The following is a 12,135-nucleotide window of genomic DNA, read 5'->3' on the forward strand; positions in this document are numbered from 1 at the left end:
GATACCCTTGGGAACAATTTTTAGGTGCTTTGATGGAAGGCATCTTGTGGACTGATCTCGACGCGGATGAGCAACGCGCCCTTGCGACCTTGGGAGCCGGACTTTCTATCGAGCTGTGTGACCCCGTTGCTCTCCTGACTTTAAGGCGGCTCGGTCTGATCGTAGGCTCTCATTTGACGGCTGCTGCGCACGAGTTGCGGAGGGGCGTTGTTCTGGACGAACTCAGGCGCGTGATTGCATGATGTAACCAAGCGCACGGCCGCGAACAGGCAGTCGAAAGTCCTCGCCCGCGATAAGCGGTATGCAGGATCGCTTAGGTCGTTAGTATCGGTCAGTCATGCCCTGTGTTTGAGCTGGAGATGATCCTGGCACGCCATCGCTCTTCAAAAGTGTCAGGGCCCTCTTTCAGTGCCAACGCTCGTGCATCCAGGGGATTGCCGGGCTTGCTAGCTATGACAATGCCTGTCGCTTCTCCGCGAGCACCGAGTTGGGGGGACCGCTCCATAGGCCATTCCAGCAATGCTTTCGACAGCATGGGCTTACCCGCGTACCAGCATTTTCGTCCGTCAATGAGACGATAAGACCACCATTGCCCTTGCGGATTTGGCGGCATTGCGGTGCTGCATTGTTGCTTGGCATGCACGCTGGTCATTTCGAGCAATGAGAGCGCAGCAATGCAAACGGTTAAAGCAAACGATCGAAGGGGTTTGCTCATGGACGCGCTCAATTGCCCTGTTGCTGCAATCGACTTACGGCAACGATCAAGGCAGGCCGTTCGAGGACTTCCACCAACTTTTCAAGGATAAGCGCATTATCCTTGGGGCAGGGCTGAAGGTATTCTTCCAGTATGAGTTGCGCGTCGCTAATCGCTTCCAGGGCTAATTGCTGATCAGTCATCACTGCTTACTCATCAATTAGTTGCGCCAGGAAAGCGAGCGGAGAGAGAAATCAAGTCAGCTTTGAGGAATATCCCCGCTCTTCTTTTCACTTTTTATTTCAAGTTCTCGGCTTCCCGCTGTTTGTCTCGATGTCGTCGGGGTCAATGTTGCGCAAATAGTCCCGCGAGGGTGTGTCGCGAGCGAGGGGCGCGGCGACCAACGTCACGCAGCCGGTCGGGACAGGGCCGTACCAGCTCGGCGCTTGGGCCAAGGGCTCCTCGATCACGCTCAACAATGGGCCGACTACCGCAACGCCTCGGCGATCAAGCTGTCGAAGGTGACGATCCGCTTCATCTCCGATCCGGCCGCTCAGGCCGCACCGCTGCGTTGCCATCAACGAGCGGCCTGTATCTCAATTCCCACACTTGCGAGCAAAAGAGATCCGTTTGTCGCTTTTCGAACAGACGGAAAAAGCCTGGTCCGTTCCAATTCCCCAACGATTGAAAACAGTCATCGGTTGGGGGAGACGAAATGGTACGTTCCCTGCTCATTGAGCTGGCGCGCGATAAATATGTCGAGCGTTGCAAGCAACGGGCCTTCGATCATCTGGACCGACGCGATCTCAAGAACGCGGTCGCCTCGTTTGTCGCCAATATCAACGCGCGTCCTGATCGCGAACTGCCATCCTACTTGGCAACGCTTGGCGCTTTGCTGCTGACGGCGAACGATGCGTTCGGCTGGAGAACGCTGATTGATGGATTGAGGTGATGATCCGATAAACGCGGGCGTTGGGAGGTGTGGGGATGGCTCACTACAGGGCTTACCTTTTGGATCAGCACCGCCACGTGATAAGCGTAGCCAAATTGCAGTGTGCCGACGAGCAGGAAGCACGAGAACGTGCTGCGCAACTGGTTGATGTCAACGACGTCGAGCTATGGCAACTCGATCGCCGTATTGCGGTCTTTGAGGTCCCCGCAAGCCGAACCTCGCAGGCGGCGAGAAGGGAAAAGCCGCAGCGCCCCAGGGACAAATGAAGCAGCCTGTCCCTGTCAGGATTGACGGGGGTAGCATGGATTTACGGATTTTCCGATGTTGGCAAGATACCCCTGTTTTGCCCGACGGGTCAAACGGCGGCGATGACCGTTGCGGTGCTCTTTCCCCTTGCGGGAGAGGGCCGCGACTCCGGTAGACACTTGGGTGAGGGGTCTGTCTCCGCGGATGCACCTCTCTCAGTCCTAAGCAGCTCTATCCGCGTAAGCCATTGATCTCGCTATCCCCGGCTACTGTGCATGGGGTTGTTTTCGAGTTTTATTTTGACAGGGGTGGAGGCCGACACGCGAGGTCGTCGTGCCGGGCTCCCGGCCCGCATCCGCTACGCCGCCGCCGGCAGATCCGGATCGGCGATCGCGCCGGCGACACGGACACGCACGCGCAGCGCGTTGCCGGGCAGATAGGCGATCGGCATGTCCTCGACATCGACGGTCTTGAGGCTGTCGCGCGCTGCTCCCGCCTGCACCGCACGGTCGGCCGCGATATCGCGCGCGGCGGCGATCGCGTCCTCGCGGGTGAGATCGCGGAACACCTGGTCGGCCTCGCCGCTGACCTGTGCGATCGCGGCACCGACCGCGTTGGCGCAGTCGCCATGCGGCACGCGCACGATCTCGGAGATGCCGGGCAGGCGATCCGGCACCAGGAAGGCGCCGCCGCCGACCGCGAGCAGCGGCACGTCGCCGGCTTCGGTCTTCATGCGGTCGATGTCCTCCTCGAGCTTGCGCCAGGCGTCGCGCAGCGCGGCATCGATCAGGCGTTTCGGCAGCCTGGCGACGCGCGAGCGGTCGCCGATGTCGATCAGGCCTGCGGCCACCGCAATGTCGGTGGCGGTCAGACGCGATCCGCCGAACACCAGCGCATCCGTCGTCAGCCGGTAGCCGACGCTGAGCGGGCCGACGCGAACCGGGTCCTCGTCGACATGGCTGCCGCCGCCGAGCCCGATCGAGAGCAGGTCGGGCATCCGGAACAGCGTGCGCACGCCGCCGACCTCGACCACGGCATTGGCCTCGCGCGGGAAGCCGTGACGAAGCTGGCCGATGTCGGAGGTGGTGCCGCCGACATCCACGACCATGGCATCGTCGAGGCCGGACAGATGGGCGGCGCCGCGCATCGAATTGGTGGCGCCGGAGGCAAAGCTCATCACCGGGAAGGCGGTGGCGATCTCGGCCTGCATCACCGTGCCGTCGTTCTGGGTCAGGAACAGCGGCGCATCGATCCCGCTGTCGGCGATCGCCTTGCGGAAGGCCGCAACGGTGGTGACCGCGAGGTCGTGCAGGGAGGCATTGAGCAGCGCGGCATTCTCGCGCTCCAGAAGACCGATGCGGCCGAGATCGTGCGACAGCGTCACCGCAACATCGGGACAGATATCCGCGAGGATTTCGCGCGCGGTGGTCTCGCAGGAGGGATCGAGCGGGGAGAAGCTCGAGCACACCGCGACCGAGCGCAGGCCCTTGTCCCTGATTTTTCGCGCGGCCTCCTTCAGCCCGGCGGTGTCGAGCGGCATGAACGGACGGCCGTCGTAATCGTGGCCGCCTTCCAGCATGAAGATTTCGCCGTTGACGAGTGTCGCGAGATCCGCCGGCCAGTCGCAGAACGGCGGCAGTGAGGCGCTTGCGGGCATGCCGATGCGGATCGCGCCGATCTTCTGTACATGGCGGCGCTGCACCACCGCATTGATGAAATGCGTGGTGCCGATCACGACCGCGTCGACCTTCACCGCGGCGGCGGGCTCGGCGCGCAGCGCCTTGAGGGCGTCGAGGATGCCCGAGGTCACGTCGGCGGTGGTCGGACGCTTGACGGAATGGACGACCTTCTCGTCGACGATCAGCACGGCGTCCGTGTTGGTGCCGCCGACATCGATGCCAATACGCTTCATGGGATCTTAAGCTCCTGCCTCAGCGGGCGCGAAGAGGGAACGGTAGTCGAGGTCGTAGCCGAAGGCGCGGGGGCCGACGAATTCGAGACCCCGGGGACTCGTCAGCACGGCCGGCGCGGGCAGGGCCACGACGGTGACGCGCTGGCCATAGCGGATAGTCTCGGTGCCGATGCCGTGGCCGTTGACGCTGTCGAGCACGCAGATCAGATCGGGCGAGGTCGCGATCGCTTGCTCGTCACGCCAGGCCACGATCCATTCGTTCTGGAACGAGAGCTTGAGCTTCGCGCCGCGATCTGCATCGCTGCCGTCGACCATCGCCGTGCCGCGCAAAAATCCTTCCGTCGTGCGTCGGGCGACGTCGATGATCTTGCCGGTGAACAGCTTCTTGCCGCCTTCGGTCTTAAGCAGCGCGGCGATCGGATCCTCGTGACGACGATTTGCCTCCTGCACGGCGCGGCCGATGCGAATCGCCTTGGTGGTCGTGAAGTGGATGCCCCAGTCCTTCACCTCGCGTCCGGTGCGCGGCGCCTTGCTGGTGGAGGCGATCGAGCCCATCTCGACGCAGATCTTGCGGCTCGCCCGCTCCATCCACTTCCAGCTCGGTACCTTCGTCACGACGGCCTCGATGCCGCGGGGATCGTAGAGGGTGCAGGGATAGGGACGCAGGTCCCCGATCGCGACCGAGGTCATCTGCGCTTCGGGGAAGGCGCGGCCCATGCAGTCGGCGTCGACCACGGGGATGCCGAGATGCGCGGCCGCCATCAGCGCCTGCACGCCGTTGCCGCCGCCGATCTCGACCGACATCACGGCGCGGAACTTGATGCCGTTGATTTCCTCCTGCATCCGCACGGCGCGCGCGATGTTGCGGCTGTCGGCGAGGCGCTCCTGTCCGACCAGTGGCGCGCCCATGTTGGAGACCACCGCGACCCAGTCCGCGTCGTCGAGGTCGAGCGGCGACATCAATTGCACGCAGTGCCCTTCGGCGTAGAGCCGGCGCAGATTGAGCAGGCCGAGATAGGGACTGCCGCCGCCGCCGGTGCCGAGAATCCAGGCGCCGACCGCGAGCGCCTCGATCTCCTCGAGGCTGATCGTCTTCAATTCCACCTTGCTCACGACACCAGCTCCTCGACGATGCGGGCCGCGGCGGCAATGCCGAGGATCACGGGACCCGGATAGGCCGTGCGCACGCGCGCCTTGTTGGCGCTGGTGTAGCTGATGCAATCCATCACCACGAGATCGGGCTCGAGGTCCGCCATCGTGCGTGCGGCTTCGTCGACGACGGCGTCGCTCGAACCGGGACGCAGCGTGATGCCGACGACCTCGACGCCGTCGCGCTGCCATTTCTTGTCGATCAGTACGGTCTGCTCGGGCAGCGGCGAGAACACGCCGAGCCGGCCTTTCGGCAGCACGGCCTCGACGAGATTGTGCAGGATGGCCGAGGGCAGGATGACGAGGCCATCCGCCGCGAGGTTGGGAAACTTGCCGGTGCAGGCCATCAGCGTCACGCCGACGCCCTCGTGCTTGAAGCGGGTGATCTGCTGGCTTGCGCGGCGCTCGACTTCCTTCTTGCTGATGGTGACGCCGTCGCCGTTCGGCAGCAGCGTGAACAGCGTGTCGTAGCCGTCCATCGGCGGAATGGCGTCGATCTCCGCGCGGCTCATGCCGTCGAGCGCGCCGCGCAGCTCGATCTCGATGCCCGGCGACAGCACGGCAGCGATCTCGGAGGCGACGGTGGGGCGCGGGCTCTGGCCGATCACGACCACCCCGATGCGCTGGTGCTTCAATGGCATGTTCATGTCTAGTCCTTCAAGACGACGAGATCGGCCGGCGTCCAGTCGAGCTTGACACCGTTGCCGGGAACAAACAGGCGGCTCGTGCCTGCATTGGGCTGTTGCACGAGGACACGATGGCCGCCCTCGAGCGTGATCCGGTAGAGCACCGCGCCGCCGAGGAAGTTGGTGTTCTCGACGATGCCGTGGGCGGAGCTGCCGGCTGCGGTGGCGTCAGCGCGCGGGATGAGGCGAATCTTTTCGGGGCGCAGAGCGACCGAGAGAACGCCGGTGCCCTGCGCTTCGGAGGACGGCAGCGCCAGGATCAAGCCTCTGCCGACGTCGAGCGCCGGGCCGCCCGCGCTCGTCGTGGTGCGCTCGCCACGAAAGATGTTGGTATCGCCGATGAAGTCGGCGACGAAGCGCGTCGTGGGCTGGTTGTAGATCTCGGTCGGCGTGCCGACCTGTTCGACGCGGCCGCCGTTCATCACGGCGATGCGGTCGGACATTGCGAGGGCCTCCTCCTGGTCGTGGGTGACGAAGACCAGGGTCAGGCCGAGCTTCTTCTGGAGCTGCTTGAGCTCGAATTGCATCTGCTGGCGCAGTTTCTTGTCCAGCGCGCCGAGCGGCTCGTCGCAGAGCAGGACGCGCGGTGCGATCACGATGGCGCGGGCAAGCGCGACGCGCTGCTGCTGGCCGCCGGAGAGCTGGGCTGGGCGGCGGTCCTCGAGGCCGGACAGCTCGACCATGGCGAGCGCCGCCTTCACCTTGGCTGCGATGCTCGCCTTGTCGAGCCCGCGCATGCGCAGGCCGAAGGCGACGTTCTCGGCGACGGTGCGATGCGGGAACAGTGCGTAGTTCTGGAACACCATGCCCATGTCGCGCTTGTGCGCGGGCACATGGGTGATGTCGGCGCCGTCGACGCGGATCGCGCCGGCGCTCGGCGTCTCGAAGCCGGCAATCATGCGCAGCGTCGTGGTCTTGCCGCAGCCGGACGGGCCGAGCAGGGAGAAGAACTCGCCCTGCCTGATGTCCATCGCGACCGCGTCCACCGCGCGCACGCCGCCGTCATAGACCTTGCTGACGCTGGCGATCTCGATCGACGCGCTCATGCGCGGAAGATCCGGTTGACGCGCTGGTCGATCTCGTCCTTGCGCTCGTTGTACCACTTCCAGTCGACCTGGATCAGCTTCGAGACCTTCTCGGGCGTGGTGAGCAGCTTGGCATCATACTTGGCGTCGAGCTTCACCTTCCTGTTGGCCGGCGAATACCACACGGTCTCCGCAAGGCGCTTCTGCACCTCCGGGCGCAGCATGTAGTTCACGTAGGCGTTGGCAAGCTCCTTCATCTTGCTGCCGGGCGTGATGGTCAGGACCTGCTCGAGCGACAAGACGCCTTCGCTCGGCGAGACGAAATCGGTCGGCTGGTTCTGGCCGTCATAGCGGTAGATGCCGGAATCGTGGATGACGCAGAGGCCGACTTCGCCGGACAGCAGCATCTTCTCCATCGCGCCGGTGAAATCGACGATCTTGATCGGCTTGAGCTTCTCCAGCGCGGCATAGGCCGCGTCGAGATCGGTCTGGCCCTTGCCGAACAGGGTGCCGCACATCATCAGGAAGGCCTGGCCGAGGCTGTTGACGGGAATGACGTAGCCGCCGCGGACGCCGTTGTATTTCGCGTCCCACAGCTCCTTCCACGAGGTGATGTTGCCGTAGCCCTTGTCGGTGCGAAGTCCAAGGCCGATGGCGCTGGTGAAGATCGAGACGCCGACGATCTTGTCGCTGATCGCGTAGGGGTAGACGTCGGCAAGGTTCGGGACGAGCTTGGGATCGATCTTCGGCTCGACCAGGCCCATCTCGGCCGCCGCCCACTGCTCGTTGGAATTGGTGTGCAGCACGTCGTAGATCGGCGCCGAGCGCGAGCTTGCCTGGAGCTTCGGCAGATAGGGGAAGGCGGAGTCGGTCTGGAGCTTGCACTTGAACTCGCTCTCGAAGGCGGGGCCGATCTCGGCCTTCATGATCTCGCCCCACTTGCCGCCCCAGCCGGTGATGCGCAGCGTCGGATCGTCGGCGCGCGCGACATAGGGCGCGGCGATCGTGCCGATGCCGAGCGAGGCGCTCGCGGTCAGAAAGCGGCGGCGGCTGAGCCGTGAGGATCCCAGAGCTTTCATCATGTCTCGATTCCTTCGGTGCAATGAGCGGTTACAATTTGACGTAGGAGCGCAGGCCAACCGTGCGGTCGAGCCCGATGACGACGACAAAGGCGAGGACGATGGAGACCACCGAGGCGGCGCCGATGGTGCCGTCCAGATCGAACTTGAGATAGTTGAACAGCGTGACCGGCAGCGTCTCGTTGCCCGGACTGACCAGGAATAGCGACACCGGAAACTGGTCGAACGAGACGATGAAGGCGAAGATCGCCCCCGCCAGCACGCCCGGCTTGATCAGGGGCAGCGTCACCTCGAAGAAGGTGCGCAAGGGACTTGCGCCGAGATTGCGCGCGGCTTCCTCGAGGCGCAGGTCGAAATTATGCAACACGGCAAGCGTCGTGCGCACCACGTAAGGCAGCGTCACCAGCGTGTGGCCGGCAACGAGGCCCCAGGTCGGACGTCCGACATCGAGCAGCACATAGGTCTGGAACAGTGCAAGGCCCGTCAGGATCGCCGGCAGCATCAACGGCGAGAGCATCGTCGCGACGATCAGACGCGTGCCCGGCAGATTGCCGCGCGCGAGCGCGAGCGCCGCGGAAGCGCCGAGGATCGTTGCCGATATGGTGGTGAGGACCGCGACTTCGAGGCTGAAGCCGAGCGCATGCATGAAGTCGCGCGAGGCGAAGAATTTCTCGAACCAGCGCAGCGACACGCCGACCGGCGGAAACTGGATGAACGGCGTCGGGTTCAGGGCGAACACGACGACGATCGCGATCGGTGCCAGCAGGAAGATCAGGATCGCGATGTTGACGGCGAGATAGAGATAGCGGCCGTAGTGCCTGACGCTTCCCGTCGTCCGTGCGGGAGCTGCCTGCCGGGCCGCGGCGAGCGATGGGCTGTGCGAGGCGGTGGTTTGCATCGTCGGCCTCACTGCAATTCGCGCTGGCCGGAAACGAGGCCGAGCGCGCGGTTATAGGCGACGACGAGCCCGAGCGAGATCATCAGCAGGACGATACCGAGCGCGGCGGCGAAGCCGACGTTGAAGTTCGCCGAGATCTGCTGGTAGATCAGGATCGGCAGCGTCATGATCTGGAAGCCGCCGAGCAGGATCGGCGTGACATAGGCGCTGATCGCCAGCGCAAACACCAGCAGCGAGCCGGCGAGGATGCCGGGCAGGCTGAGCGGCAGCGTCACCTCGAGGAACGCACGCAAGGGGCTCGCGCCGAGGTTTTCCGCGGCCTGCTCCAGCCGCTCGTCGATGCGGCCGATCACGCCGGTCAGCGTCAGCACCATGAACGGAACGTAGATGTGGACGAGACCGACCACGATGCCAGTCTCGGTGTACATCAGCTTGAGCGGCTGGCTGATCACGCCGAGCGACATCAGGGTCTGATTGACGACTCCCTTGTCGGAGAGCAGCGTCATCCAGGCGAAGGTGCGCACCACGATGCCGGTCAGCATCGGCGCCAGCACCGCCATCAGCAGCAGCGCGTGCCCGGTGCGGCTCTTGATGCGCGCCATCCAGTGCGCCAGCGGATAGCCGATCGCGAGCGCGACCAGCGTGGTCACGAGCCCGATCCGGATCGTGGTCCAGATCACCTCGAGATAAAAGGGATCGTCGATCATGCGGGCGTAGTGGCGCGTGGTGAAGGCGACCTTCGGCGCCACCACCGGATTGCCGGTGAGCACGCTCATCAGCGCCATCAGCCCGATCGGCAGGAAGAAGAAGAGGGCGAACAGCAGCGCGCTCGGCAGAATGAAGAGCGCAAGGCCGTTGGGGCGCTGGGTGGTGGCGCTGCTCATCGCGTCCCCGTCTGAACGCGCGCTGTATCCTGGTCGAGCGGATCGCCGGTCATGCGCCGCAATTTTGCGGCCATCGCCGCCAGCTCGCGGCGGACATTGGCGCGCTCGGCGGCAGTGGTCGCCTGCACCGAATAGGACACCGCGATCCCGATCATCTCGCCGGTCTCGCCGCTTTTCAGCGCAAAGCCTTGGGAGCCGACGCCCTCGATCGATTCATCGGCTGCCTCGGACACGCCGGTGCGGCGGATCTCGTCGAGGCGGGCCATCAGCTGCTTGAAGTTCTGCGGCGAGTTGCGCGGCAGCTTTGGATAGGTCGCAGGCACCCGCGCGCGGACGTCCTCGTCGGCGAGGCGGGCGAGCATGGCGCGGCCGTTCGAGGTGGCGAGCGCCGGCGTGCGCTGGCCGGGCGGATTGACGACACGCAGGGGATTCGAGCCCGGAACGATCCGGAGCACGACCTGCTCGTAGCCGTCGAGCACGGCGATGTAGCCGGTGTGGCCGGTGCGCGCGCAGACCTCGCGCAGCTCGCGCTCGGCCATGCTGATGAGATCGTCATGGGCGCGGTGCAGCCGGCCGAGCTCGAAGGTGAGGAGGCCGGGGCGGTAGCGGCGGGTGTGCGGGTCCTGCTCGAGCAGACCGCAGTCGCGCAAGGAGCGCAGCAGCCGCGAGGTCGAGCTCTTCGGTTTGCCCGTCAGCGCCATCACGTCCGCGAACGACAGATCCGGCCGCGCGCTGGAAAAGCAGCGCAGGATCTCGATCGCGTTGGTGAGGGCGCTCATGCAGGTCGGTCCAAGGTAGTTCCATATTTCGGAACCTTGTCCCAAATTCTAAGCCTGGCGCGTAAACGAGCAAGCGGAAATTTCCGGCAGGGTGGTGCCCGATTGCGCAGATGCGGCGGAAGGTCGCTCGGATATAACGAAGCGGCGCACCGCGGTCAGGCGGTACGCCGCTTTGGGATCAGGCCGCCTCCACGGCGACGTTGCCGATCCAGTCGCGGGCGAGCGTCACGTCGGCTTGCGACAATTGATGGCCCGCTGGCAGGACCCTGTGATCGACACGCGCACCCGCTTCCGACAGCAGCGTAGCGAGCCGGGCCGAGTTGCTCGCCGGCACGATCGGATCAGCCTGTCCGGACAGGAGCAGGACGGGCTTGCCGCCGAGCTCGGCCTTGGGCGGATCTGACAGTGGCACCATGGCGCGCAGCAGGATCGCGCCTGCCAGCACGCCCGGCTGCAGCAGCAACAGCGCGGCTGCGATGTTGGCGCCGTTGGAGAAGCCGACAGCAACCGGCGCGGCGATGCCGTAGCGCTGCCGCGCCTCGCCAACGAAATCGCCGAGCTCGCGCGCACGCCGGCGCACATCGTCCTCGTCGAACACGCCCTCGGCAAGGCGGCGGAAGAAGCGCGGCATGCCGTGCTCGAGCACGCGGCCGCGCGGCGAGAGCAGGGCGGCACCGGGCGAGATCATCTTGCCGAGCCCGAGCAGGTCGTTCTCGTCGCCACCGGTGCCGTGCAGCAGCAGGAGCGGGGCCGAGCCCGCGTCGCGCGCGGGCTCGAAACGATGGATGAATGCACTCTCGGTCATGACACGCTCTCTTCCAGGCTCGGCAACACACCCTCGATCTGCTTGCGATGCGCTTCGAGGAAGGCCGGCAGCTTCAGGTCGCGTCCCAGCGTCGCAACGGGTTCGTCGACGGCGAAGCCGGGAATATCGGTCGCGATCTCGAACAGCACGCCGCCGGGCTCGCGGAAGTAGATCGAGCGGAAGTAGTTGCGGTCCCTCTGCTCGGTCGGGTGCAGGCCGTGATTGCTGACGAGCTTTTGCGCCATCGCTCCCTGCTCGGCGTCATCGGCCGCACGGAAGGCGATGTGGTGCACCGAGCCGCCGCCCTGATGGCCGCGCAAGAAGCCCTTGGCCTCGTAGATGTCGACGACGCTGCCCTCGGCATCGCCCGGCGCCTTGAAGCGGATCACCGAGCCCTCGCGTCCCGTCTCCTTGAAGCCGAATACGTCGGTGAGGACGGCGGCCGTCTTCGCCGCGCTGTCGAGCAGCAAGGTCACGCCGTGGAAGCCGCGGATCGCATGCTCGGCCGGCACGTCGCCATTGCTCCAGCCGGGCTCGTTCTCGGCACCGGGAACGCCGACGAGCGCGAGCGCCATGCCATCGGGGTCGGTGAACGGCAGCACGGACTCGCCGAAGCGCTTCTCCAGGGCTTCATAGGCGATGCCCTTCTCGGTGAAGCGCTGCGTCCAGTAGCCGAGCGAACGCTGAGGCACGCGGAAGGCGGTCTGATGGGTTTCGCCGACGCCGCGGCGCCCAGCCGGCACGCCGGCCCAGGGGAAGAAGGTCAGGATGGTGCCGGGGCGGCCGGTCTCGTCGCCATAATAGAAGTGATAGGTGCCGGGATCATCGAAATTGACCGTCTTCTTGACGAAGCGCAGGCCGAGATCCCTGGTGTAAAAGCCGAAATTCCTGATGGGATCGCCGGCGATCGCGGTGACGTGGTGCAGTCCAGACATTGTCGTCCTCCAAATTCGGGGAGCAGTCTTGCTCTGGCCGGAAATATCGTTCCGCTTTGGATTGGAGACAATCCATGCAAATATGACGTCT

14 protein-coding genes and 1 pseudogene are annotated in these 12,135 nt (G+C 64.9%); 3 read left to right on the plus strand and 12 right to left on the minus strand.

The window, feature by feature from the left end; all coding sequences use genetic code 11:
* Positions 1 to 331: 331 nt before the first annotated feature.
* Positions 332 to 715 (minus strand): hypothetical protein, encoded by a 384-nt coding sequence (locus WN73_RS30550; RefSeq protein WP_231166669.1) that lies wholly within the window; start codon positions 713 to 715, stop codon positions 332 to 334.
* Positions 716 to 723: 8 nt separating this feature from the next.
* Positions 724 to 897, minus strand: coding sequence for a hypothetical protein (locus WN73_RS30555; protein ID WP_165448148.1), 174 nt, complete (start codon positions 895 to 897; stop codon positions 724 to 726).
* Positions 898 to 1,081: 184 nt separating this feature from the next.
* On the opposite strand from WN73_RS30555, the pseudogene WN73_RS30560 reads away from it, so the two are divergent.
* The 3 genes and pseudogenes from WN73_RS30560 to WN73_RS30570 form a co-directional block, all read left to right on the plus strand.
* Positions 1,082 to 1,263 (plus strand): annotated as a pseudogene (locus tag WN73_RS30560) (ABC transporter substrate-binding protein); the annotation flags it as partial.
* A gap of 146 nt (positions 1,264 to 1,409) precedes the next feature.
* The gene (locus tag WN73_RS30565; RefSeq protein ID WP_039184130.1) at positions 1,410 to 1,646 is read left to right on the plus strand and encodes a hypothetical protein; all 237 of its coding nucleotides are present in this window, start codon (positions 1,410 to 1,412) and stop codon (positions 1,644 to 1,646) included.
* Between the two features lie 35 nt (positions 1,647 to 1,681).
* Complete coding sequence (locus WN73_RS30570) at positions 1,682 to 1,912, plus strand: hypothetical protein (protein ID WP_039184132.1); 231 nt, start codon at positions 1,682 to 1,684, stop codon at positions 1,910 to 1,912.
* A 338-nt stretch (positions 1,913 to 2,250) separates the two neighbouring features.
* Here WN73_RS30570 and WN73_RS30575 read toward each other — a convergent pair whose 3' ends face one another.
* The 10 genes from WN73_RS30575 to WN73_RS30620 all read right to left on the minus strand — a co-directional run bounded on the left by WN73_RS30575 (position 2,251) and on the right by WN73_RS30620 (position 12,044).
* A complete protein-coding gene (locus tag WN73_RS30575) occupies positions 2,251 to 3,804 on the minus strand; it encodes a hydantoinase/oxoprolinase family protein (protein WP_271555972.1) in 1,554 nt (517 codons plus the stop codon).
* A 6-nt stretch (positions 3,805 to 3,810) separates the two neighbouring features.
* Positions 3,811 to 4,917: a DUF917 domain-containing protein gene (locus tag WN73_RS30580; RefSeq protein ID WP_271555974.1), complete on the minus strand. Its 1,107-nt coding sequence runs from the start codon at positions 4,915 to 4,917 to the stop codon at positions 3,811 to 3,813.
* Entirely contained in the window at positions 4,914 to 5,600 is a 687-nt protein-coding gene (locus WN73_RS30585) for an AroM family protein (protein WP_028172145.1), read from the minus strand. The genes WN73_RS30580 and WN73_RS30585 overlap by 4 nt, the downstream gene beginning before the upstream one ends.
* A gap of 2 nt (positions 5,601 to 5,602) precedes the next feature.
* A complete protein-coding gene (locus WN73_RS30590; RefSeq protein WP_271555975.1) occupies positions 5,603 to 6,685 on the minus strand; it encodes an ABC transporter ATP-binding protein in 1,083 nt (360 codons plus the stop codon).
* Positions 6,682 to 7,746: an ABC transporter substrate-binding protein gene (locus WN73_RS30595; RefSeq protein ID WP_271555976.1), complete on the minus strand. Its 1,065-nt coding sequence runs from the start codon at positions 7,744 to 7,746 to the stop codon at positions 6,682 to 6,684. Before WN73_RS30595 ends, WN73_RS30590 begins: the two co-directional genes overlap by 4 nt.
* Positions 7,747 to 7,774: 28 nt before the next feature.
* Entirely contained in the window at positions 7,775 to 8,641 is an 867-nt protein-coding gene (locus WN73_RS30600) for an ABC transporter permease (protein ID WP_028172142.1), read from the minus strand.
* 8 nt (positions 8,642 to 8,649) lie between these two features.
* Positions 8,650 to 9,525, minus strand: coding sequence for an ABC transporter permease (locus WN73_RS30605; RefSeq protein ID WP_011086028.1), 876 nt, complete (start codon positions 9,523 to 9,525; stop codon positions 8,650 to 8,652).
* The gene (locus WN73_RS30610; protein WP_011086029.1) at positions 9,522 to 10,304 is read right to left on the minus strand and encodes an IclR family transcriptional regulator; all 783 of its coding nucleotides are present in this window, start codon (positions 10,302 to 10,304) and stop codon (positions 9,522 to 9,524) included. Before WN73_RS30610 ends, WN73_RS30605 begins: the two co-directional genes overlap by 4 nt.
* A gap of 178 nt (positions 10,305 to 10,482) precedes the next feature.
* A complete protein-coding gene (locus WN73_RS30615; protein ID WP_011086030.1) occupies positions 10,483 to 11,109 on the minus strand; it encodes an alpha/beta hydrolase in 627 nt (208 codons plus the stop codon).
* A complete protein-coding gene (locus tag WN73_RS30620; protein WP_011086031.1) occupies positions 11,106 to 12,044 on the minus strand; it encodes a ring-cleaving dioxygenase in 939 nt (312 codons plus the stop codon). Before WN73_RS30620 ends, WN73_RS30615 begins: the two co-directional genes overlap by 4 nt.
* Between the last annotated feature and the right edge of the window lie 91 nt (positions 12,045 to 12,135).

Origin of the sequence: Bradyrhizobium sp. CCBAU 45394 (assembly GCF_028128655.1) — a bacterium.
GTDB lineage: Bacteria > Pseudomonadota > Alphaproteobacteria > Rhizobiales > Xanthobacteraceae > Bradyrhizobium > Bradyrhizobium diazoefficiens.